We start from the raw sequence: 22,113 nt of genomic DNA on the forward strand, positions 1-22,113 counted from the left end.
AGTAGGACCTTGTCAGGCGTTGACAGCCGCTCTCGGGGTGTCGGCCTCGACAGGATACGCAGAAGCCAGCGGGTGAGTGGCGTCCAGGCCAAGCCGCCGGCGGTCGCGCTGCTGGTTGACGAACAGCAGGGCCAGGATCCCGAAGGCGAGCATGAGCCCGCCGGCAAGGGCGAAGGCTGCCTTGTAACCATCAGCGGGAGTGCCGGCGCCGCCGATCAGGAAACCGGAGACTGCTGGTGCGAAGACGCCGCCGGTGGTCAGGACTGCGTTGGCGATGGACAGGTTGGCGCCGCGCTGCGCGATAGTGGTCAGTTCGGCGACCACCAGGTAGGTGATGGCGAAAAGCGCCGGGGCTGTGCCGAAACCGAAGACCATGAGGGCGATGGACAGCACGGGAGAGTCGGTCAGCGTTGCGGCAACCAGGCAGGCACCGGCGAAGGCAGCAGAGCCGCCGAGCACCCAGCCGCGGGCCTTCTGCGTCGGAACACCTTTAATGTGCAGGCGCTGGGTCAGGGCGCTGAGCCCGACGGTGGCGATGGCGCCCCAGGCTGCAGGCAGGGCGATCATGGTGCCGGACTGCTGGCCGGTGAAGCCCAGGACGTTCTGAAAGTAGGCCGGTCCCCAGGACATAGCCAGGGTGAAGGTCCAGTAGCCGAAGAAGGAAGCGAGGACCGCGAAAACCCAGCTGGGGGAGAGGATGGTACGCAAGTAGGGCACCTTGCGTTCTTCCATTACAGGCTCTTCGTCGGCAGCTATTCCGTCGATTTCCTGCTCGGCCTGCCGGCTGGTGTAGGGACCTTCCTTCCCTGCGATGACCCAGAAAACGGCCCAGACCAAGCCAACAATCGCCAGCAGCGCGAAGGCGGTCTGCCAGCCGAACTGACCGATGACCCAGGCCAGGACCGGGGCGAAGGCCACGATGCCGAGAGTGACGCCGGAAGAGGCGAGGGCGGCCGGGGTAGCGCCCTTCTTCTCCGGGAACCACTTATAGATGCCGTGCATCAGCACGGGTGCCAGCGGGCCTTCGCCGGCACCCAGCAGCAGGCGGCTGGCCCACAGCGCGGGCAGGGAAGCGAACAGGAGGATCGGTGCCTGCGCGATGGACCACAACAGGCACAGGACCAGCAGGATCCACTTGCTGGAGACCTTGTTGGCGATCGGGGCGGCGACAAGCTGCGCGATGCCGAAGGTCAGGAACATGGCGCTGCCGACCAGGCCGAACTGCTCCGGGGTGATGCCCAGATCTTTCATCAGTGGAACGGCGGCGATACCGAGGACAGCCTTGTCGGCCCAGCTGAGCATCATGAGGAAGAGCAAGCTGACGGTGATGAACCAGCCGTAGCGGTTGCGCTTTGTGCTGGACCAATGGCGGGGATCGCGGGCACTCGCGGAGCCCGGGGCCAGGTCGGGAAGAGTAGGTGCAGACACGGTATGCCAATCGATAGGAGAGGGCCGTTGCATCCTTCGCAGCGGCGTTTCCCCGACTTTAGGCAAGTGTGACAGGGCTAACATTGTCGCTTTCCGTTGGATGGAAAGTCTTTTTTTGGGAGCTTGTCTTGGGCTCAGGCGCCGGCGGTGCGGGACTTACTGAGGCAGGCGAGCAGGAGGATGCCGGCGACGCTTAAGCCGCAGGTCAACCACCAAGTGCTGCCCCATCCGCCTGCATAAGTTGCGAGCATGGCGAAGAGCATTGGCCCGAGGAAGTTGCCCACGTTGAAGATCTGCTGGGTCAGGCCCAACACCGCCGTAACAGACCCGTCCGCCGGGGCAAGGTGCACAGAGTAACGGGTCAACGCGGCGGGAATGAGACCGCCGATGGCGGAAAATGCCGCGATGATGCCCAATTGGATGGCGAATCCATTGCCGTGACCGGTCCAATCGACGGCGAAGGTAGCCGTGGATGTAGCTGACATCGCGAGGAAGGTCCAGAAGACGATAGTCCGCTCGGACAGCCCGCGTTGCATAAGGGGTCCAGCGCTGACTGCCCCTATCGCGTTGACCCCGCCCACGATGGCACTCAAGACGCCCGGCCACGGACCCTCGAGGCCTGCCGCGCGGTAAATCGAGGGCAGAAAGCCAAGCACAGCCATCCATTGGGCGGTGTAGCAGGCGAAGACCACGCCGGTAATCCAGGGTGGTCCGGTGGCAACGGTACGCTTCACCCGGCGCACGGCAGCGCGCAGCCCAGCGTCGGCCGGCGGGGTATCTTTCGGAACCTGGCGCAGCAGCAGTGGCACCGGCAGGAGCGTAACCACGGCCATGACCATCCACCACTCGCGCCAACCGGACGCTTGGAGGAACAACGCGCCGGCCGAGAGGCCTGCCAAGGTCGCCATGCCATGGAACGTTGCCCAACTTGCCAGCGCCAGATTCAGGCGCTGAGGCGGCGCGACTTTACGGATCAGCGCAGGCGCAACAACGACGGCGAGCAGGAAGCCCACCCCTTCGAGGGCGCGCGCGGCCATAAGAACGCCGGTGCTGGTCGAGGCTGCCCCGAGCAAAGAGGCTGCACTGAGCAGGACCAGGCCGCCCAACAACAGGCGGCGCAGTCCGATCATCTCCCCGCCGATCGCCGTGGCCAGTCCGCCGACGATGCTCGCTACTTGGATGATGCCAAGCAGAAGGCCGGCCTGCACGAGCGTGGTGCCGAGGTCGGATTGGATGTCCGTCAGGGCTGCAGGCAGTTTCCAGATGTGCATAGCGGCCGCGATTCCCGCCGCGAGCACGGCAAGCCAGGCTGCGTCCGCCGTCGTCGCTCGTCGATCAAATGCTCCGGTAGTGAGCGACGGGAGGGCCAAGGGCAGCCCTTCTAGGCGCGTGCGAGAACGGGGCGGCCAACGCCGAAGCGTTGGCCGCTCACGGCCACGTCGATCGGGCCATCGAAGGTCGACGCGGCCCGGCTGCCCCACCACGCAGGATCGGCGCGTCCGGCCAAGTGGGACAGCACCAGGCGGCCAACGCCCGCAGCGGAAGCCACGCGCCCGGCGCCCTCGGGAGGGGTGTGCGAGATGCGCTGGTGGTTCAGGAACTCCGGTGCGAAACCCTTGCCCGCGTAAAAATCAAGGTTCACCGCTTCGTGCACCAAGACATCGGCCCCGCTGGCGAGGACTGCCATTGAGTCGCACTCGGCGGTGTCCCCGGAGAAGACCACGGATCCGGCGTCTGTATCGAAGCGGAAGGCCAGTGCAGGCCGCACCGGCGGGTGCTCCACCAGGATGCCGGTGACCTTGACCCGGTCATCCTCATACACGTCGAACGGGCGGGCAGCCTCCGGGGAGCCATGTGCTGGCGTATCCAAGTCGACGGTGTGCAGCAGAGATGCGAGGTCTGGACGTGCCTCATCATGAACGCGGATGTCGATGTCGTAGGAGAACGCCTGCAGCGCGTGCGAGACGAGCTCCCGGGTGCCGGAGAGCGTCTCGCCGGCCGGACGCGTGGCGTCCTTGCCGGGGCCCAGGACGGAGACTGGCGTTGTGAAGCCATCCACCGGGTTGCCCCAGTTCCACAGCAGGAAGCCGGGCAGTTCCACCACGTGGTCCGAGTGCAGGTGGGTGACAAAGCCGGCGGCCAGGTCCTTGCCCCGCAGGCCTGCCTCATGTGCGGCGCGGGAACAACCCATTCCGAAGTCCACCATGTAGAAAGCGTCGCCTACTACGAGGGCACTGGAGATCCCGTTTTCGGGTCCACGGAAGGCCGGCCCGGCGGCCGTGCCGAGGGTGATGAGTTCGACGCTCAAGATAAATCCTTTGAGAAGAGGGGGTGCGGGTCAGGCGTGGGGGCGGGCATTGATAACGCGGGTTTCCAGATATTCCTCCAGCCCCCAGCGGCCGCGTTCGCGTCCAACGCCGGAAGACTTCCAGCCGCCAAACGGGGCATCGGGTTCCACCAGGGTGTGCTGGTTGATCCACACCGTGCCGGCCTCGATCCGGGACGCGGTGTCGTAGGCACGCTGGGCATCGGGGCTCCACACTGAAGCCCCGAGACCGAATTCTCCGGCATTGAGATGGGCAATGGTGGCTTCGAGGTCGTCGTAGGCCACGATGGGCAGCGCTGCGCCGAACTGTTCCTGCTCCACCAAGTCCATGCCGGGTTCAGCATCGATCACGACTGTGGGCGAGAGAAAGTAGCCCGGCAGGTCGCAACCGGGCTGGCCGCCAGTGATAACGCGTGCGCCGGAGCCCACCGCCGAATCCACCAATCCGCGGACAAGCTTGAGCTGTGATTCGTTGTGCATGGGGCCCATGGTGGTGCCATCGTCGATGCCGTGTCCCAGCACGTGGCGGGCTGCTTCGGCGGCGATGGCCTCGGCCAGTTCGTTGCTGCGGCTACGCGGGACGTAGACGCGCTTGACGGCCATGCAAACTTGGCCTGCATTGCGGAAAGCGCTGCCGACGATGCCCCGGGCGGTAACGGCGATATCGGCGTCGTCGAGCACGATGGCCGGGTCGTTGCCACCCAATTCCATGGTCACACGCTTCACCGTCGGAGCAGCCTGCTGCGCAATGGAGATGCCCACCTCGGTGGAACCGGTGAAGGAGATCTTCCGGATGCCGGGGGAGGTGCTCAGGGCAACGTTGACCGTGCGGCGCGAGCTTGTCCGAGCCTGCAGCACACCGGCTGGCAGTACTTCGTTGAGCAGGTCGACCAGCGCAATTGTGGACAGCGGGGTGGACGGTGAAGGCTTCGAGATGACGGTGCAGCCGGCGACCAGCGCCGGGGCCAGCTTTACGCTGAGCAGCGAGATGGGAAAGTTCCACGGGGTGATGGTGCCAACCAGGCCCACGGGACGATGATGCACCTCAAGGGTGCGGTCCGCGCGAGGCGCCAACGGTTCCATCTCGTCCCACGCCAGGTCCGCGTAATACTCGAACAGGCCCGCTGCTACCGTGAATTCTCCGGCGGCCTCGGTCTTCGGCTTGCCTTGCTCGAGGGAAAGCAGGGTTGCGAGGCGGTCGAGGTCGCGGCGGATCAGTTTGGCTCCGGCACGCAGCGCATCGCGGCGGGCCTCGCGGTCTGCGGCCCAGCCGGGAGCAGCAGCACGGGCAGCTGCAACGGCGTGTTCGACGTCCTGCCCGGTGTGCTCGGGCGCCTGTCCTACGAGTTCAAGCGTCGCCGGATCCAGCACTTCGTAATGGGGTGCCGTCATGGTATTCCTTTCGGCGGGCAGTGGATTCTCTTTCCAGTGTCATAGCCTGCATCACAATCTGCACAGCGCTTTCCGTCCAATGGAAAGGCAGCGTTCACGGGAGGCGCATACTTGCCACCATGGAGTGAAGCCCGTCACGCACTATCAAGGAGCCCCATGTCCGCAAACCAGCCCATCGTCCTCACCGGGGTCTCCTCCGGCATCGGCGCCCGCACGGCGCAGGTCCTGGCGGAGCGCGGCGTGCCCCTGATCGGCATTGACCGCAACGCACCGGAATCCTTCAGCGGCACTTTCGTGCAGGCCGACCTCTCGACCCAAGCCGGCATCGACGCCGTTGCGGCCGCCGTGGCTGAGGCCGCCCCGCAGGGCATCGCGGGCCTGGCAAATATCGCCGGTGTTCCGGGCACGGTACCGTGGCGCACCGTCCTGTCCGTCAACGTCTTCGGCGTCCGAGGCCTGGTGCGGGCCTTGGCCCCGCTCATGGACGAGGGTGCCGCCGTCGTCAACCTGGCGTCCAATGTCGGCGTGCAATGGCGCAATGTGAAGGACCGCTGCGCCGAGTTCGCGCTGGCTGAGGACCAGGCCGCCGCACTGGAGGCGCTGGCCGGCGACGAGGAAATCACCGGCGAATCCTACCTCTTCTCCAAGCAGTGCGTCCGGTTCCTCACCGAGCATCTGTCTGCCGAACTGCTACCGAAGCGCATCCGCGTCAACAGCGTCAGCCCCGGGCCGGTGTCCACGCCAATCCTGGAGGACTTTAAAAAGGATCACGGCCGCGACAAGGTCGAAGGCGCCGGTGCCTTGGTGGGCCGTTTCGGCGAGCCCGAGGATATCGCGCGAGTCATCGACTTCCTGCTGCGCCCGGAGTCGGCGTGGGTTAACGGTTCGGACATCCGCGTGGATGGAGGCCTAGCGGCCTATCGCGGCTCCGTCTTCGCCGCCCAGACCGTGTAATTCTCCTGCTAGAGACAAGGCCGGGGCGTCACCTTAGGTGCGAAAGGTGGCGCCCCGGCGTCGGGCCTTAAAATGACAACAGATGGCGCGGCCGCCGTCTGTGTGTTCCTAGGTCAGGAGGGGGGGGTGCGGTATGGCCAACGCTGCCCCACGAGGACGGACCTCACGTCCTCCGGCCAAGACTCCGGCGGTGAAGGGCCGGGACAACGACGCCGCTGCCCAGCCGGCCGCGAGCGTGACTTCCCGGGCGCTGGCTCTGCTCGGCACCTTCGACTCCCAGCACTCCGCACAGACCCTTAGCGCCATGGCCCGACGGGCCGGGCTCCCCGTGGCCACTGCGCACCGCCTGGCTGGGGAACTTGTCGCGTGGGGTGGTTTGGAAAAGCGCCGCGGCGAGTACAGGGTGGGCCAGCGGATCTGGCGGCTGGGCTTACTGGCCCCGGCCCAGCAGAACATTGCCGAAGTTGCCGCCCCATTTATGCAGGATGTCCTCTTTGTGACCCAGAACGTGGTGAACCTGTTCATCCTCGATGGGCAGGAGGTTCTGCTGGTTGAGCGGATGTCCGGTACCGGAGCGGGCCTTCCTTTCCGTCGAGTGGGCGCGCGGCTCCCGCTGCACGCCAGTGCTGCCGGGAAAATCATGCTCGCCTACGGTCCGGAGGACCTGTTCACCTCCGCTTCCGGCGGCCTGGAGCGGCTAACGCCGCGGACTATCACTAATTCCCGAGTGCTGGCCGCCGAGATCGAGCAGGTGCGGACCAACGGGTACGCAACCACGGACGAGGAGGCCGGGCCGGACAACTACGGGCTGGCCGTGCCGGTGTTTCTGCCGAACAACCAGGTGGCGGCTGCGCTTGGCGTCGTGACCAAGGGCAGGCCTGCCTCGCTCGGTGCAGTGGTCCCCGTGCTCAAGATAGCCGCCCGCGGCATCGCTCGCCGGCTCGGTACCGAGCAGTGGCCACAATAACTGAAGATCCTTTCCATTGGACGGAAAGCTACGCAGGTGCTGTGCTGCGCGACACCTAACATCGAATAAGCGTATTTCACGTCACAACCCCAGTAGACGGCCGTCACGGCAGACAGGATTTTCCATGGCGATACATGTCCCTCACAAGGCGTCGGAGGTGGCTGCAGACTTGGCCGACCCGGCCCTATGGGATGCCCGGCGCCGGTCCCGCCGCGGCTGGACGATCACCGTGTTCCTGCTGGTCCTGATGATGATCAGTTGGGCAGATAAGGCGATCCTGGGCATTGTCGCGGTCCCCCTGATGCGTGACCTGGGCATCAGCCCTGAAACCTTCGGCCTGCTGGGCAGTGCTGTCTTCATCCTCTTCGGTGTAGCCCAGTTCGCGGCGGCACCCATTGCCAACCGCGTCAGTTCCAAATGGATCCTGCTGGCCCTGTGCCTGGTTTGGTCGATCGCGCAGGTGCCCATCTTCGTCTTCGCATCGCTGCCGGCGCTGTGGTTCAGCCGCGTCCTGCTGGGTGCAGGCGAAGGACCGCTGGCGCCGATCACGATGCATGCCGTCTATAAATGGTTCCCCAGTGCCAAGGGCGCCACCCCGGCCGCCGTCGCCTCCTCGGGCGTGACCCTCGGCATTGTGGTGTTCGCGCCGGTGCTGGCTTGGATCACCGCGGAGTTCGGCTGGAAGTCCACCTTCATCTTCCTGGCGCTGATCGGTGTGGTTTGGGCCGCCATTTGGTTCTTCGTCGGCAAGGAGGGGCCCTATACCTCTATTCGTGCCGAGCACAAGATTGAGGGCACCACGCCGGACAAGGCCGAGGAGCATGCGTTGCATGCGGCGGACCGGAAAGTCTCCTATTGGCGTTCGATCGCTACTCCGAGTTGGCTGCTCTCCGTCCTCGCGGCCTTCCTCGCCTACTGGACCTTCACGGTGGCCATGACCTGGCTGCCGGCGTATTTCGAGAACGTCATGGGCATGAGCACCCAACAGGCCGGCTCCCTGATCGCACTGCCCGCAGTGTGGGGTGCAGCAGCAACTGTCGGCCTCAGCTGGCTCACCGAGCGGCTGGCCACCCGGGGCTTGCGCTCCCGCTACTCCCGGGGGCTGGTGCTTGGTTCAACGGCACTTTTCTCCGGCGTGATGGTCCTCGCCGGCACCATGGTGGAACAGCCTGTGCTGGCGATTATCTTCTTTATGTTCGGCTTCGGCACGGCACCTGCCATCTTCGCGCTGACCTACCTGGTGGTTGCCGAAACCACCACGATCGGCCAACGCGGCGCCATGCTGCAGTACAGCAACGCCATCCTGACCAGTGGAGGTTTGCTGGCACCCGCCATAGTAGGCATGTTGGTTGGATCCGCTTCCAGCGCCGCCGTCGGCTATGAAAACGCCTTCGTCCTGACGGGCGCAATGATGCTCGGCGTCGGGATCCTGTCCGTGCTCTTCATCAACCAGCAGCGCGACCGCAAGCGGCTGGGACTGGACGTCTAGACTCTTGCCGGCCCGAGGGGCAGGCAAACCTTTCAAGGAAGTGGGAACCCTCATGACTGCAACCGCAGCAACCATCGATACCTTTGTCGATCACGTGGAGACCGTGGCCGACCAGGTAGTCTCCCTGGTCCTGCGCCGCACGGACGGCAAGCCGTTCCAGCCATGGCAGCCTGGCGCGCACATCGACGTCCATGTAGGCGACGGCCTGGTTCGCCAGTACTCGCTCTGCTCCTCACCGGAAGAGCTGGACCACCTGCGGATCGGAGTGCTGCACGTACCGGACTCCCGAGGCGGCTCCAAAGCAGTGCATGCGCTGCTGGCCGGCACCGAGCTGACCATCTCGGAACCGCGCAACAACTTTCCGCTCCGCGACTCCCGCCGCTACCTCTTCATCGCCGGCGGCATCGGGATTACCCCGCTGATCCCGATGATGGAGGCGGCGGACCGCGCCGGCAAGGAATGGACCCTGATCTACGGCGGCCGCAGCCGGAACACTATGGCCTTCGCCCAGCAGCTCGAGGACCGCTACGGCTCGGAGCACATCCGCATCATCGCGGAGGACGAGGTGGGCCGGCTTGACCTTGACGAGATCCTCGGCATGCCCCGCGCTCACATGCTGGTCTACGCCTGCGGCCCAGGCGGAATGCTCGGTGCCGTCGAGGAACGCTGCATGGGCTGGCCTCCGGGAGCTCTGCACACAGAACGTTTCGTCGCCTCCACGCTCGGTGCCGGTGCGGCCAACGCCCCGTTCGAGGTCGAGCTCGCCCGGACCGGGACCACGGTCACCGTTCCCAATGACAAGACCATCCTGGAAGCCGTCGAGGAGGTGGGCGTCCGCGTCCTCTCCTCCTGCCGTGGCGGCTTGTGCGGCACCTGCGAAACCCAGATCATTTCCGGCGAACCCGAGCACCGCGACGCTGTTTTGACCGAGGAAGACAAGGACGCCGGCGAGATCATGCTGGTCTGCGTTTCGCGAGCCGCCGCCGGCTGCCCGCGGCTCGTCCTTGACCTCTAGTCGTTGCCCCTTAGCCTTCCGCCCCCCGTAAACAGGAGCATCCCAATGACCGTCACCACGCATGAAGCCAACGTTTTGGGCGAGGATCCGTTCGAAACCGCAAACCTTCTCGATCCGTACCCGTTCCTCGGCCGACTCCGGGATGCAGGCACCGTCTCCTACCTGGAAGCAACCGGCAGCTTTGCCGTTGCCGGCTACGAAGAGGTCTACGAGGTTCTCACCGACTTCGAGACCTACATCTCCTCCGGCGGACTGGGTCCGCGCGATATCCGCCAGGACTCCGGCTGGCGCCCGCCGAGCATTCTCGAGTCGGATCCGCCCATCCACACTGTGATGCGCCGCGCGCTGACCGGCGTGATCAACCCCGGCACCGTCCGCGCACTGCGCGAACCGTTTACCCCACCGGCGGTCGAGCTCACGGAGCAGCTTGCGCAGCGGGGGTGCTTTGACGCCATCACCGACCTCGCTGAGAAGTATCCTCTGCGCGTCTTCCCCGATGCCGTCGGTATTCCCGACGTGGGCCGCGAGCACCTGCTCCCGTACGGCAACATGGTCTTCAACGCCTTCGGCCCAGAGAACTACATCTTCAAACAGGCATTCGCCCAAGGTGATGAGCATGCCGCCGCGGTCATGCGCAACTGCGAGCGGGAAAACCTGAACGACACAGGTTTCGGCGCCAGGATCTGGGACCGCGTGGCGGATGGGCTGATAACCGAGCAGCAGGCCACGTTGCTGGTGCGGGCGCTGCTCTCCGCAGGCGTGGACACCACCATCTTCGGTATTGGCAATACCCTCTCCGTGCTGGCCCGCTACCCTGAAGCTTGGGCTCGGCTCCGGGAGAACCCTAAGCTGTCGAAGTTCGCCGTGGACGAGGCGCTGCGACTGGAATCACCGTTCCAGAAGTTCCACCGTACGGTCGCCGTGGACACCGTACTCGGTGGAGTGCGGCTACCTGCAGGTTCCAAGGTTCTCGTCTTCTTGGGCGCAGCAAACCGCGATCCCCGCAAGTGGGGCGACAACGCGGATCAATTCGACCTGGACCGCAGCGCCTCAGGCCATGTCGCTTTCGGCATGGGCCTGCACCAGTGCGTTGGTCAGCCGATAGCGCGCCTTGAGATGGAAATTGTCCTGCAAGAATTACTGGAACGAGTAGAGACGATCGAGCCGGACGGCGCCCCGGTTCCGATCCTGCACAATGTGCTCCGCGGCTTCGAATCCTTGCCCGTACGCATCACCCCCGCGTAGGGCAATCTAGTGACGCCGTGGTGCTGGTTTTGAGAAACGGAAGCAGCACCACGGAGGTCGTTTTGTGGCTGCCCTGATATGGAAGGGGGTCAGCCCTCACTGCTGCTTTGGTGGGACAGGAAGCGCTCCACCCGCCGATCCGGAATCAGCCATAGCGCGGCAACTACGGTGTAAGCGGCGATGCTGATCAGCGGCTGCACAAAGGCGGCCCCCATACCCAGGATGTAGATAACAGGGGAGACCTTCCCCTTCCAGTCCCGGCCCAGTGCCCGTGCCAGTGCGCCGTCTTTGCCTTGGTTGCGGACGAGGCCGGCTTCAAGGATGTCGTAGGCGATGGCGGCCAGCAGAAGGTTGGCACCGTAGACAAGGACGGGGATGTTGACGAAGCCCGTTCGGTCCATCCAATGCGTGGTGAACGGAAACAGCGAAAGCCAGAAAAGCAGGTGCAGGTTGGCCCAGAGGATCGTGCCATTGATTTTCCCGGCCAGGTGAAGCATGTGGTGGTGGTTGTTCCAGTAGATGCCCACGTAAACGAAGCTGAGCAGGTAGCTGAAAAATGCGGGGGCTTGCTCGAACAAAGCATGCCAAGTGGGCTCCTCCGGCACATCAAGTTCCAGCACCATGATGGTGATGATGATCGCAAGGACCCCGTCGCTGAAGGCTTCCAGCCGGTTTTTGTTCATGATCGGACTTTCATGCACGAAATCATGGTTGATTCAGGCCCGGTTGGGAAGACTTAGCCTCCGGCGGAGGGCCTGGGCGGCAAAGACGCAGGAGCCGCCGCCTGACCAGGCGGCGGCTCCTGCTCTGGTTTCGCGTCCGGCTTCTACTCAGTCCGCCGTCTGGTCCCAGCCGTAGTCGGGGTAGTCGAAGAAGTCGTCGCCGTCGAGCGAATCGACTTCACCGGTGGCCATCGAATCAACCAGCGACTCCAACCCGGTCTGGACGGTTTGGACAAGCATCCCCTTCATTTTTTGGCCGAAGTCATCGGACTGGCCGCGCACTTCGAAAAGCACGGTCGCCGAGCCGTTCAGCGCAAATGCGGAGCGGCCCTGCCCCGCATACTCCCGCTCCTCCGGATGGAAATAACGTCCGACGGCGGCAAGCGGAGACTGCGAGCCGTAGCTGTCCTTGATCCCATCGGCTACCGCCAGCGCGTACCGGCGGGACTTGTCCTGATCGAGTAGCGGCCAGTCCGCTTGGTAAGCGGCGCCGTCGTTGATGCCCAGCGGCGGGTAGTCCAGGGCGACGGAAATGTGCTTGCCGTCCTGTTCGCCTCCCGTCTGCTGGTCGCACGGTCCCATGTGGTGCAGATCGACGACGGCGTCCACCTCGCCGAATTCTTGTTGCAGGTCAACGTAGACATCCCTGATGGTTCGGGATTCCGGTGCGAGGAAGAATCCGGCGTCCTCCTGCAGTCCTGGAAGATCTCCGGGCTGAGGCACGTAGTCCAGGTCGGCGTTGAAATCGCGGTTCAGGTCGAAGCCGGGCAGATTGATCCCGCCGTTGCTCGGACGGTGGTACCAGGCCGGCTGCGACCCTTCGAGCTGGGGATAGAGACTTTCGACGTCGTTCCAGGACATGACGTTCGTGCGGCGGTTGAGTTCGCCGCCATCGGGATTCACCATTGGCATCGCGACCAAAGTGACGCCTTCGAGTGCGCGCTGCGTTTCGGCATCATTGCCGGAGCCCAGCTTCTGGAGGATCCCGAGGAGGGCCTCCGTGCCGGTCCGTTCGTTGCCGTGGACGGCGCTTTGCACGAGCAGCACACGGTCACCCGTTCCGACGCGCGCCGTGTAGAGGTCACGGCCGAGGGCGGATTGGCCCACGACTTCGACATCTACACGACCGCTGCTGTTCTTCTCAATGCGCTCGAGCTTCGGGCCGAGCTCCTCATAAGTGGTCCAGCCGCTGAACTGAGGATCATCGGACGTCTTGCAGATACCCGCGCCGGGCGCGCCTGATTCTCCTGGAGCGGCACCAGCCGGGACAGCGGTAACCATCGTGCACAGCATCGTTGCTGCACCAACGGCGCCGAGGAATCTGCGGGGACTTCTGGCGAAATTGCTCACTGGTTTCTCCTCATGCGAGTGATTGGGACAAACCAAGCGTTGCCAGAGCATCCTCTAGGGTCAAGGGTTAGTCGTTAAATCCGCACTCGGACCCGCCAGATAGTTATGGGCGACCCAGCCGTCACGGCTTTCCAATCCGCCACGTCCTCGGCTGCGAATACACCGCATGAGCACGATCCCTTTCATCGGTAGCCATCAGGAGGATTCCCCGGTGGTGGCAGCTGCGCGCCGCGCAGTCGCGAGAACGCTTTGGGAACTTGAGCAGGAGTGGAAGAATCCCCGGCCCGACGCCGTTGTCGCAGCGGCACGCAGACATCTGACCGCCGCCGAGAACTGGGCCGATGCCCGCAGGGAAGGCGCCTGAAGATCGCCGTGGATCGGGGGCCGGGCGGATTAGATGAGGCCGGGCCTGGCGGGTGCAGGCGCTCCGCCGCTGCGGCACAATGGACGCATGTGCGGACGCTACGTAATGGCCAAGGCCACAGCCGACCTGGTCGCCTCGTTTAGGACCGATGAGACGGTGGGGGACGATGTGCCGCCGTCGTGGAACGTCGCGCCGACCGACGGGGTGCGGATTGTGACCGAGCGGCTGGACCGCGACGGCGAGTTGTCCCGGCGGCTCGCCACGGCGAAATGGGGTTTGGTCCCGGCGTGGGCCAAGGACCCGAAATCCGGCGCCAAGCTGATCAACGCGCGGATGGAGACGGTGACCGAGAAGCCGTCGTTCCGCAAGGCCGCCGTCAAGCGGCGGGCGTTGGTTCCGGCCGCCGGCTACTACGAATGGGAGAAGAAGGACGACGGCGGGAAAATCCCCACGTATCTGTTCTCCGAATCGGAGCCGTTGATCGCGTTCGCCGGTCTCTACGAATGGTGGCCCGACCCGGCCCTGCCCAAGGACCATCCGGAAAAGTGGCTGATGTCCTGCACCATCATCACTACAGCTGCCGCGGACGCCCTCGGGCACATCCATGATCGGACGCCGCTGATCGTGCCGCGGGACCTGCAGGAGGATTGGCTGAATCCGCAGTTGACGGACAAGGCCGAGGTGCAGGGGCTGCTCGACGCGATTCCGGAACCGCACCTGGTTCCGCGCCGCGTCAGCAGCAAGGTCAACAACGTCCGCAACAACGGGCCCGACCTCATCGAGGAAGATCCCGACGCCGGTTAGGGGGCGCGCTTGGGGCGGGCACGAAGATGGGCACGTTCTCCCTGTGGCCCAAAGAGTGCGAGGAACTCCACCGGTTCATTGTCGGCGTTTCCCATCCAATGGGGGACCCGGGTGTCGAACTCCGCGGCCTCGCCCGGCACCAGCACCAGTTCCTTGTCGCCCAGCACCAGGCGCAGCCGCCCGCTCAGAACGTACAGCCACTCGTATCCCTCGTGCGACCGCGGATCGGGTTCGGCCGGACGGGTGGCGGCGGGCAGGACGTACTTGTAGGCCTGCAGCCCGCCCGGCCGCTGCGTGAGCGGCAGGATGGTGGCGCCGTGATGCTTGATCGGGCGAAGGTGGACCCGCGGATCACCGGTTGGCGGGGCCCCGACCAGCTCGTCGATGGGCACCGCGTAGGTCTGCGCCAGCGGCAGCAGCAACTCCAGCGTGGGCCGCCGCTGCCCCGACTCGAGCCGCGACAGCGTGCTCACGGAGATGCCCGTTGCCGCCGACAGCTCAGCCAGCGTGGTCTGCCTTTCCTGCCGCAGGGACTTCAGCCGGGGGCCAACGGCGTCGAGCATTGAACCCAAGTTTTCGGTCATAGCCCCACTTTGCCATTCCAGCAAACTTACTTGCCACTTTTGGTCCCCAGGGCGAACACTTAAGAAACCGCAGGATCCTCAGGACCGGCGGGACGGTTTGAACAAGGAGGACATGGACATGGCTGAATCAACAGCAACTGCGCCGGCCAAGGATTTGTACGACGTCGTGATTGTGGGTGGTGGTGCTGCCGGTCTGGGTGCCGCGTTGACTCTGGCGCGCGCCCGCCGCTCGGTGCTGATCATCGATTCGGGCGAGGCGCGGAATGCCCCGGCCGGCCACGTGCACAATTACCTGGGCCGCGAGGGCACTCCGCCGGACGAGCTGTACGCCATCGGTCGCGAAGAAGTTGTCGGCTACGGCGCGGAGATTATCCCGGGAACGGTGACCACCGCACACAAGGAGGACGACGGCGGATTCCGGGTCGGGATCGACGGCGGACGTTCCGCGCGGGGCCGCCGCCTGTTGGTGACGACGGGCCTGGTTGACGGGCTGCCTGCCATCGAGGGGCTGGCGGATCGCTGGGGACGCGATGTCCTGCACTGCCCGTATTGCCACGGCTGGGAGGTCTGCGACCAGGCCATCGGCGTCATCGCTCTGAACATCGGGCCAGCGATGCACCAGGCGCTGCTGTGGCGGCAATGGACCGATGACGTGACACTGTTCCTGCACACCGCCGAGGCGCCTTCGTCCGAGCAGCGGGAGCAGTTGGAGGCGCGCGGCATCACCGTGGTCACCGGCGAGGTCGCCGCTGTGGAGGCAGACGCGGACGTCTTGACTGGTGTGCGGTTGAAGTCCGGGGAAGTCATCGCCAGGCAGGCGGTTGCGGTCATGACCCGGATGGATGCGCGGGCTGGCTTCCTGGACGATCTGGGAATGGAAACAGCGGAGCAGAACTTCGGCGACCTAGTGGTGGGAACGTTTGTGGCGTCCGAACCGACGGGGGCAACGTCCGTGCCGGGCGTCTACGTTGCGGGCAATGTCACGAACCTGATGGCCCAGGTGATTGTGGCTGCGGCCGCGGGCGTCAACACGGGTGCGATGATCAACGCCGACCTGATGATGGAAGACACGCGGCTGGCTGTGGAAGCCCGCGCAGTGTCCGTCTAGCAGCGACGCCGATTATTCAGAATGGCTTTCGTGCTTGGACAGGAGGCGCCGTTAACGGGGCAGGTTGGAGAGTTGAAACGCGGGGTGGAGCGATGGAATGTCTGAACTTCGGCGCTGGTAGTCAAGCGCTCTGCCGGGAAACACAAGACGGTGCACTGTGGTCCAAGGCACAGTAGGGGTTGAGCGATCCACCGCGCCGGAGTCAGACCGGCGCCGAACGAACAGGAGACTTCGATGTCGGCCCAGACCGAGACCCAAAGCACCGCCTTCCAGACTTACCAGGACCTGCTGGCCGCAATTGCCCCGACCGGGGAGTCTCGGCCGATCAAGGATCCGGCCACGGGCGAAGTCGTCGCCGAAGCGCCTGTCCACACCGCCGCTGACCTGGATGCCGCGGTTGTTGCCGCCAAAGCCGCGCAGCCGGAGTGGGCTGCGTTGGGCCACGAGAAGCGCAGCGAGTATCTGAATAAGGCAGCTGACGCCATCGAGGCGTCAGCCGAGGCGCTCGCCGAGTTGCTCTCGCGGGAACAGGGCAAGCCGCTGAACGGCCCCAACGCCCGCTTCGAGGTCGGTGCCTGCGCCGCCTGGCTGCGTGCCACGGCGTCGTTCGCTTTGGAGCCCGAGGTCGTGGTGGACGACGGCGAAAGCTACGCCGAGGTGCACTACCGCCCGCTCGGCGTCGTCGGCGCGATTGGCCCGTGGAACTGGCCGATGATGATCAGCGTCTGGCAGCTCGCGCCCTCGCTGCGGATGGGCAACACCGTGGTGATGAAGCCGTCCGAGTACACGCCGCTGAGCGTGCTGGCACTCGCCGCCGTGATCAACCAGGCGCTTCCGGCGGACCTGCTGCACGTGGTCTCCGGCGGCCGCGAAGTCGGCGAAGCGCTGGCATCCCACCCTGAAATCGACAAGGTGATGTTCACCGGTTCCACCGCCACAGGCAAGGCGATCATCCGCTCCTCCGCGGACACGGTGAAGCGGCTGACCCTGGAACTCGGCGGCAACGACGCAGGCATCGTGCTCGAGGACGCCGATCCGAAGGCCATCGCCCAGGATTTGTTCTGGGGCGCGTTCATCAACACCGGCCAGACCTGCGCCGCGCTCAAGCGCCTCTACGTCCACGATTCGCTCTATGACCAGATCTGCGAGGAACTGGTGGAGGTCGCCCAGAACATGCCGATGGGCGTGGGGCTGGACGAGAACAATGTGCTGGGCCCGCTGCAGAACAAGGCCCAGTTCGACATCGTCGCGGACCTGGTCCAGAAGGCGAAGGCCGGCGGCGCCAAGGTGCTCACCGGCGGCAACCCCGAGCCCGGCCAGCCCGGCTACTTCTACCCGACCACCCTCGTGGCCGACATCGACAACGACAATCCGCTGGTGGCCCAGGAGCAGTTCGGCCCGGCGCTGCCGATCATCCGCTACAACAGCGTGGACGAGGCCGTCGAAATGGCCAATGGACTCGACGTCGGCCTCGGCGCCTCGGTCTGGTCCTCCGACCCCGCCAAGGCCCGCGAAGTCGCCGCACGCATCGAGGCCGGCACGGTCTGGATCAACAAGCACGGCGCGGTCGACCCGCGCGTCCCCTTCGGCGGAGCCAAGCAGTCCGGCTACGGCCTCGAGTTCGGCGTGGCCGGCCTCAAGGCCCTCGGCACCCCGCAGGTGATCAGCCAGTGAACGCGCAGGAATTTGACTACATCATTGTCGGCGCCGGTTCGGCGGGCAACGTTGTCGCCCGCCGACTGCTCGATGCGGGCAAGCGCATCGCCGTCCTCGAAGCAGGCGATGACGACACCAATCCCAACATTGCGCACCTCTACAACCTCGGTGCCCTCTGGCACAGTCCGCAGGACTGGGACTACCAGACCACCGAGCAGCAGGGCTGCTCCGGCCGCACGCTTCACCTGCCGCGCGGGAAGGTGATGGGCGGCTCGCACGCCCTGAACGCCACCATCTGGGTCCGCGGCGCCAAGCAGGACTACGACACTTGGGCCTATCTGGGTTGCCCCGGCTGGTCCTGGGAAGACGTGCTGCCGGTGTTCAAATCCATTGAAAAGTACGACGGCGGGGGCTCCGAAACGCGCGGCGACTCGGGTCTGCTTGATGTCGCCCAGGACTTCCCGCGCAATCCCATCCAGGAAGCGATGCTGGAAGGGGCGGTGGAAACGGGCATCAAGCTCAATGAGGACTACAACTCGGGCGACGTCGAGGGTGTGTCCCGGATGCAGCTCAACGTCCGGGATGGGAAGCGCTTCAACACGTGGCACGCCTACCTCAAGCCGGTAGTCGACAACGCCAACCTCACGCTGCTCACCGGTGCGCACGTCCGCCGGTTGATTGTCGAGGACGGCACGGTGGCCGGCGTCGAGTTCGAGCACGACGGCGAAACCAAGACGCTGCGGGCAGCTGAGACCATCCTGTCCGCTGGTGCCATCAACTCGGCGGAGCTGCTGCTGCGCTCGGGCATCGGACCAGCCGACGAACTGCGCGAAGCCGGCGTCCGACCCGTGCACGACCTGCCCGGCGTGGGGAAGAACCTGCAGGACCATCTGCTCTCGCCGGTGGTCTTCACCACGAGCAAGCCGGTGCCGGCATCGGAAGTGGCCCCGGCGGAGGTGCACTTTTTCGCAAAGAGCAGCCCGGATCTGGCCGTGCCCGATACCCAGCCAATCTTCTTCTCGGTGCCCATGTACTCGCAGGGCTACGCAAAGGGCGAGATGACCGGGCCGGAGAACGGCTTTTCCATGCTCGGCGGGCTCGTGCGGCCGCAGAGCCGCGGCGAAATCAGGCTCACCGGGCCCAAAGCCAGCGATCCGATCGCCATTGACCTCGGCGCACTGTCGGAACAGGCCGACGTCGACGCCCTGGTGGCATCGGTGCGGCAGTGCCGGGAGATCGGACGCACCTCGGCGCTGGCCGATTGGGGTGCGGAGGAGCTCTATCCCGGACCGGAAGTCTCGGACAGCGACGAGGACCTGGAGCAGTACGTGCGTGATTCCGTGGTTACCTACCACCACCAGGTCGGCACCTGCCGGATGGGGCTGGATCAGGATGCGGTGGTAGATCCGCGCACGCTGAAGGTCCATGGCCTCAACGGCATCCGGATCGCCGATGCCTCCATCATGCCGCTGGTACCTACGGGCAACACCAACGCTCCGTCGATCATGATCGGTGAACGTGCCGCGGCTCTCCTGGTGAACGAAGCAGCCACCGTGAGCGACGAGGCCGCGACTGTACCAGGCGGGGCGCTCACGGTGTAAAGCCAGCGGCACCCGGCGCAGTAGTCCGGCCGCCAGATGCAACGCAACCCTCCGCCATCGTTAGCCGGCGGAGGGTTGCTTGGCATCCGGCCAGCACTATCGCCGGCCGCCAGTTATCTGGGGTGGCCCGGGGGCGGCTTAGTCCGTGGCCGAGCTCGGGTTCTTCGCCCCGCCCGCGAGCGGAATCCGCCAGCCGAACCTCAGGGACAGCACCCGCAACAAGAAAACTACGGCGGCGATCGCGGTGCCGGTGTAGGCATTGAACCAGCCCAGCTGGGAGAAAAGGGTGACCAGCGAAGCGCCGAGCATGGCCGGGACGGCGTAGACACCACGGGGGTTGAAGATCTGGGGCACCTCGTTGGCCACCACATCGCGCAGCACGCCGCCGCCGACCGCCGTCGTAATTCCGAGCACCGCGGAAGTCACGGGACCCATGCCGGAATCCAGAGCCTTCAGCGTGCCGGTGACGCAGAACAGGGCCAGCCCGCCGGCGTCGAAAATGAGCAGGGTCCGCCGGAACCGCTGCACACCGAGCACATGGAAGTAGACCACGGCGGCCGCCAGAACCGGGGCAATCAGGTAGATGGGTTCGACAAAGGCGGTCGGGACGGCCTGGGAGATGATCACGTCGCGGATGACGCCGCCGCCGAGCCCCACCAGGGACCCGAGCAGCAGGGAGCCGACGATATCGAAGTTCCGGCGGGCGGCCAGGAGACAGCCCGACATCGCGAAGAAGAACGTGCCGAAAAGATCCAGTATCAGCAGGATGTCCACGGCTACGTCCCCTGCTGCCTAGCGCTCAAGACCGACCTTGGACAGGATTGCGGCAACGGCGGCACGGGCACCGGTGGACAGCGTCGGTTCCATAACCGGGGCGAAGTGCGGCGAATGGTTGACCGGGATGCGGTCGCCGGCCAGGGTCTCGGCCGGATGGCCACCGAAGAACCAATAGACAGAGGGAACGCCGATGGGCTCAACCAGGTTGCCGAAGTCTTCCGAGGCCATCACCGGTTCACCTTTGACGACGCTGGCTTCGCCGAGTTCCTGCCGCAAGGCTTTGACGACGTCGTCGGTTGCCTGCTGGTCGTTGGAGTTCGGTGGAAAGGAGGAGAGCTCCTCGATGACCGGTTCGGGTGCGTTGGACGCATCGGCCTCTGCCTTGATGATCCGCCGCAGCGCACCGAGCACGGTGGCGCGCACTGTCTCGTCGAAGGTGCGCACGTTGAGGGTGAATTCCGCGCTGGAGGGAATGATGTTTTCCTTCAATCCGCCGTGGAAAGTGCCGACGGTGACCACAGCCGAGCGGCGCGGATCCACCTCGCGGGACACGATGGTCTGGATGCGGGTGATGATGTGGGCGCCGAGCACGATGGGATCGATGGAGTCCTGCGGTTGCGAGCCGTGGGACTGCCGGCCCTGCAGGGTCACCTTCCAGGAATCCGCCTGCGTCATGGGGTGCCCGTGCACGTACTGCACGGTGCCGGCCAGGCCCGGCATGACATGCTGGCCGAAGACCACCTCGGGCTTGGGCGCCTTCGCCCACAGTCCGTCCTCCACCATCGCCTTGGCGCCGGCCGCGGTTTCTTCGCCGGGTTGGAAAAGGAACACGATGGTTCCTGCCCACCGGTCCTTGATGCCGGCTAGGATCCGGGCGGCCGTCAAGAGGGCTGCGGCGTGGGCATCGTGGCCGCAGCCGTGCATGACGGGAACTTCGGTGCCGTCCGCAAGAGTACCGGTAGCGGTGCTGGCATAGGGCAGGCCGGTGTCTTCCTTGATCGGCAGCGCGTCGATATCGGCACGGAACGCCACCACCGGACCTTCGCCGTTGCGCAGCACGCCGACGACGCCGGTGCCGCCACAGCCGAAGGTATCGATCCCGCATTGCTCCAGCTCGGCTTGAATCAGTGCGGCGGTCCCGTGTTCCTGCATGGAGAGCTCGGGATGCTCGTGCAGCTGACGGTAGAGGTCATGCATGCGGGTGCGCTGCTCGTCGGTCAGCCGGACGGATGCTGGCATTGTTTCCTCGTTTTCTCCAGGCGCTTCCACGGCAGTTGGAGGCTGTGCAACGTGCCTGCACTCAAGCGGAGGGCGCGGTTCGACTCATCGTAACAATGAAAGCGCGACCCTCCGCCGTCGTCACCGTGAAGAGTCGCGCTCAAGGCCAGCGGAGCGGCGCAAGGCGCTCCGCGCCGCCGTCGTTATTACCTCATAACGACGACGACGACGGCGGCAGGCTGGCTTTGGGTTAGTACTTGTAGGACTGGCCGCCGTCGATCGGGATGACCGCGGCGTTGATGAAAGCCGCATCGCCGGAGAGCAGGAAGGCGACGAGGTGGCCGACCTCTTCGGGCTTGCCGAAGCGCTTCATCGGGTTGGGCTCGACGAAGCCCTTGCCGACCTCTTCCCAGTTTTCCGGGTCGATCTGCTTGAGCGAGCCCTCGACCATCGGAGTCATGATGGCACCGGGGGCGATGGCGTTGATCTGCACGCCGTACTGGCCGTATTCGATACCCGAGTTACGGGTGAGCCCGACGACGCCGTGCTTGGACGCGGCGTAACCGGACTGGTTGCCGACCCCGCGGATGCCGCCTACCGACGCGGTGTTCACGATGGCGCCGGAGCCCTGTTCCTTCATGACCTTCAGGACATGCTTGAGCCCATAGAAGACACCGTTGAGGTTGATGGAGACCACCTTGGAGAACTCATCGGAGCCGAAGTCTTCGGTGGGACTCTGCTTGCCTTCGATTCCGGCGTTGTTGAAGAACCCGTCGATCCTGCCGAAGCGCTTGACGGCCTCGGCGACGTAGTTCTCGACCTCGGACTCGTTGGCGACGTTGGCGGTGACACTCAGGACCTCGGCGTCGGGGGCAACCTGGCGGATGTCTTCCGTGGTCTCCTTCAGGCCGGCCTCGTTGAGGTCCACCAGGGTCAGCTTTCCTTCTTCCTTGGCGATCTGAAGCGCCGCCGCACGGCCGAGCCCGGATCCGGCGCCGGTGATGATGACGGATTTACCTGAGAACCTTTGCATGTTCTGCCTTCTTTCCCATTCGATGGACCGGCCGGTTGGCCGGCTGCTATCTATGCAAACGCATGAATGGCGAATGATCA

At 65.1% G+C, this 22,113-nt stretch carries 20 protein-coding genes; 10 read left to right on the plus strand and 10 right to left on the minus strand.

Annotated elements, in window-relative coordinates:
* Window positions 1-12 precede the first annotated feature (12 nt).
* From J5251_RS06075 to J5251_RS06090, 4 genes are all read right to left on the minus strand, one after another.
* Window positions 13-1,428, minus strand: a complete 1,416-nt coding sequence (locus tag J5251_RS06075) for an MFS transporter (protein ID WP_244250814.1) — start codon at window positions 1,426-1,428, stop codon at window positions 13-15.
* Between the two features lie 134 nt (window positions 1,429-1,562).
* Window positions 1,563-2,726, minus strand: a complete 1,164-nt coding sequence (locus J5251_RS06080) for a CynX/NimT family MFS transporter (RefSeq protein ID WP_432264420.1) — start codon at window positions 2,724-2,726, stop codon at window positions 1,563-1,565.
* A gap of 83 nt (window positions 2,727-2,809) precedes the next feature.
* Window positions 2,810-3,736 (minus strand): MBL fold metallo-hydrolase, encoded by a 927-nt coding sequence (locus J5251_RS06085; protein ID WP_244250815.1) that lies wholly within the window; start codon window positions 3,734-3,736, stop codon window positions 2,810-2,812.
* A gap of 30 nt (window positions 3,737-3,766) precedes the next feature.
* On the minus strand, window positions 3,767-5,146 hold the full coding sequence (locus J5251_RS06090; RefSeq protein ID WP_208575512.1) for an aldehyde dehydrogenase family protein: 1,380 nt from the start codon (window positions 5,144-5,146) through the stop codon (window positions 3,767-3,769).
* Between the two features lie 156 nt (window positions 5,147-5,302).
* Here J5251_RS06090 and J5251_RS06095 point away from each other — a divergent pair, with 156 nt between their 5' ends.
* From J5251_RS06095 to J5251_RS06115, 5 genes are all read left to right on the plus strand, one after another.
* Complete coding sequence (locus tag J5251_RS06095) at window positions 5,303-6,100, plus strand: SDR family oxidoreductase (protein ID WP_208575513.1); 798 nt, start codon at window positions 5,303-5,305, stop codon at window positions 6,098-6,100.
* 133 nt (window positions 6,101-6,233) lie between these two features.
* On the plus strand, window positions 6,234-7,067 hold the full coding sequence (locus tag J5251_RS06100) for an IclR family transcriptional regulator (RefSeq protein ID WP_139004079.1): 834 nt from the start codon (window positions 6,234-6,236) through the stop codon (window positions 7,065-7,067).
* Window positions 7,068-7,224: 157 nt separating this feature from the next.
* Complete coding sequence (locus J5251_RS06105; RefSeq protein WP_244250816.1) at window positions 7,225-8,556, plus strand: MFS transporter; 1,332 nt, start codon at window positions 7,225-7,227, stop codon at window positions 8,554-8,556.
* Window positions 8,557-8,608: 52 nt separating this feature from the next.
* Window positions 8,609-9,571 (plus strand): PDR/VanB family oxidoreductase, encoded by a 963-nt coding sequence (locus J5251_RS06110; protein WP_208575515.1) that lies wholly within the window; start codon window positions 8,609-8,611, stop codon window positions 9,569-9,571.
* Between the two features lie 45 nt (window positions 9,572-9,616).
* The gene (locus J5251_RS06115) at window positions 9,617-10,816 is read left to right on the plus strand and encodes a cytochrome P450 (protein WP_208575516.1); all 1,200 of its coding nucleotides are present in this window, start codon (window positions 9,617-9,619) and stop codon (window positions 10,814-10,816) included.
* Between the two features lie 89 nt (window positions 10,817-10,905).
* On the opposite strand, the gene J5251_RS06120 is transcribed toward J5251_RS06115, so the two are convergent.
* Together J5251_RS06120 and J5251_RS06125 are read right to left on the minus strand one after the other, a co-directional pair.
* Complete coding sequence (locus J5251_RS06120) at window positions 10,906-11,499, minus strand: TMEM175 family protein (RefSeq protein WP_208575517.1); 594 nt, start codon at window positions 11,497-11,499, stop codon at window positions 10,906-10,908.
* A 147-nt stretch (window positions 11,500-11,646) separates the two neighbouring features.
* A complete protein-coding gene (locus J5251_RS06125; protein ID WP_244250818.1) occupies window positions 11,647-12,888 on the minus strand; it encodes a M14 family zinc carboxypeptidase in 1,242 nt (413 codons plus the stop codon).
* A 166-nt stretch (window positions 12,889-13,054) separates the two neighbouring features.
* Between J5251_RS06125 and J5251_RS06130 the strand changes: the two genes are divergently transcribed.
* Window positions 13,055-13,252 (plus strand): hypothetical protein, encoded by a 198-nt coding sequence (locus J5251_RS06130; protein WP_208575519.1) that lies wholly within the window; start codon window positions 13,055-13,057, stop codon window positions 13,250-13,252.
* A gap of 87 nt (window positions 13,253-13,339) precedes the next feature.
* Entirely contained in the window at window positions 13,340-14,056 is a 717-nt protein-coding gene (locus J5251_RS06135; RefSeq protein WP_208575520.1) for an SOS response-associated peptidase, read from the plus strand.
* Here the strand turns inward: J5251_RS06135 and J5251_RS06140 are convergent.
* Window positions 14,053-14,640, minus strand: a complete 588-nt coding sequence (locus J5251_RS06140) for a helix-turn-helix domain-containing protein (RefSeq protein ID WP_208575521.1) — start codon at window positions 14,638-14,640, stop codon at window positions 14,053-14,055. The genes J5251_RS06135 and J5251_RS06140 overlap by 4 nt on opposite strands.
* 118 nt (window positions 14,641-14,758) lie before the next feature.
* On the opposite strand from J5251_RS06140, the gene J5251_RS06145 reads away from it, so the two are divergent.
* The 3 genes from J5251_RS06145 to J5251_RS06155 all read left to right on the plus strand — a co-directional run bounded on the left by J5251_RS06145 (window position 14,759) and on the right by J5251_RS06155 (window position 19,005).
* A complete protein-coding gene (locus J5251_RS06145; protein ID WP_139004088.1) occupies window positions 14,759-15,748 on the plus strand; it encodes an NAD(P)/FAD-dependent oxidoreductase in 990 nt (329 codons plus the stop codon).
* Window positions 15,749-15,982: 234 nt separating this feature from the next.
* The gene (locus J5251_RS06150) at window positions 15,983-17,422 is read left to right on the plus strand and encodes an aldehyde dehydrogenase family protein (protein WP_208575522.1); all 1,440 of its coding nucleotides are present in this window, start codon (window positions 15,983-15,985) and stop codon (window positions 17,420-17,422) included.
* On the plus strand, window positions 17,419-19,005 hold the full coding sequence (locus J5251_RS06155) for a GMC family oxidoreductase (RefSeq protein WP_208575523.1): 1,587 nt from the start codon (window positions 17,419-17,421) through the stop codon (window positions 19,003-19,005). Before J5251_RS06150 ends, J5251_RS06155 begins: the two co-directional genes overlap by 4 nt.
* 138 nt (window positions 19,006-19,143) lie before the next feature.
* Here J5251_RS06155 and J5251_RS06160 read toward each other — a convergent pair whose 3' ends face one another.
* The 3 genes from J5251_RS06160 to J5251_RS06170 all read right to left on the minus strand — a co-directional run bounded on the left by J5251_RS06160 (window position 19,144) and on the right by J5251_RS06170 (window position 22,033).
* Window positions 19,144-19,773, minus strand: a complete 630-nt coding sequence (locus tag J5251_RS06160) for a trimeric intracellular cation channel family protein (protein ID WP_208576063.1) — start codon at window positions 19,771-19,773, stop codon at window positions 19,144-19,146.
* A 24-nt stretch (window positions 19,774-19,797) separates the two neighbouring features.
* Window positions 19,798-21,021 carry an amidohydrolase gene (locus tag J5251_RS06165; protein WP_208575524.1) on the minus strand — a complete coding sequence of 408 codons (1,224 nt, stop codon included), beginning with the start codon at window positions 21,019-21,021 and terminating at the stop codon, window positions 19,798-19,800.
* A 229-nt stretch (window positions 21,022-21,250) separates the two neighbouring features.
* A complete protein-coding gene (locus J5251_RS06170) occupies window positions 21,251-22,033 on the minus strand; it encodes an SDR family oxidoreductase (protein WP_208575525.1) in 783 nt (260 codons plus the stop codon).
* Window positions 22,034-22,113 lie beyond the last annotated feature (80 nt).

The organism is Arthrobacter crystallopoietes, from assembly GCF_017603825.1.
Lineage (GTDB): Bacteria > Actinomycetota > Actinomycetes > Actinomycetales > Micrococcaceae > Crystallibacter > Crystallibacter crystallopoietes_B.

Excerpts from the sequence above, each read along its gene's own strand:
- J5251_RS06090 (WP_208575512.1), bottom strand. The coding sequence starts at position 5,146 with ATGACGGCACCCCATTACGAAGTGCTGGATCCGGCGACGCTTGAACTC.
- J5251_RS06135 (WP_208575520.1), top strand. The coding sequence starts at position 13,340 with ATGTGCGGACGCTACGTAATGGCCAAGGCCACAGCCGACCTGGTCGCC.
- J5251_RS06145 (WP_139004088.1), top strand. The coding sequence starts at position 14,759 with ATGGCTGAATCAACAGCAACTGCGCCGGCCAAGGATTTGTACGACGTC.
- J5251_RS06120 (WP_208575517.1), bottom strand. The coding sequence starts at position 11,499 with ATGAACAAAAACCGGCTGGAAGCCTTCAGCGACGGGGTCCTTGCGATC.
- J5251_RS06100 (WP_139004079.1), top strand. The coding sequence starts at position 6,234 with ATGGCCAACGCTGCCCCACGAGGACGGACCTCACGTCCTCCGGCCAAG.
- J5251_RS06140 (WP_208575521.1), bottom strand. The coding sequence starts at position 14,640 with ATGACCGAAAACTTGGGTTCAATGCTCGACGCCGTTGGCCCCCGGCTG.
- J5251_RS06095 (WP_208575513.1), top strand. The coding sequence starts at position 5,303 with ATGTCCGCAAACCAGCCCATCGTCCTCACCGGGGTCTCCTCCGGCATC.
- J5251_RS06150 (WP_208575522.1), top strand. The coding sequence starts at position 15,983 with ATGTCGGCCCAGACCGAGACCCAAAGCACCGCCTTCCAGACTTACCAG.
- J5251_RS06170 (WP_208575525.1), bottom strand. The coding sequence starts at position 22,033 with ATGCAAAGGTTCTCAGGTAAATCCGTCATCATCACCGGCGCCGGATCC.
- J5251_RS06110 (WP_208575515.1), top strand. The coding sequence starts at position 8,609 with ATGACTGCAACCGCAGCAACCATCGATACCTTTGTCGATCACGTGGAG.
- J5251_RS06130 (WP_208575519.1), top strand. The coding sequence starts at position 13,055 with ATGAGCACGATCCCTTTCATCGGTAGCCATCAGGAGGATTCCCCGGTG.
- J5251_RS06115 (WP_208575516.1), top strand. The coding sequence starts at position 9,617 with ATGACCGTCACCACGCATGAAGCCAACGTTTTGGGCGAGGATCCGTTC.
- J5251_RS06165 (WP_208575524.1), bottom strand. The coding sequence starts at position 21,021 with ATGCCAGCATCCGTCCGGCTGACCGACGAGCAGCGCACCCGCATGCAT.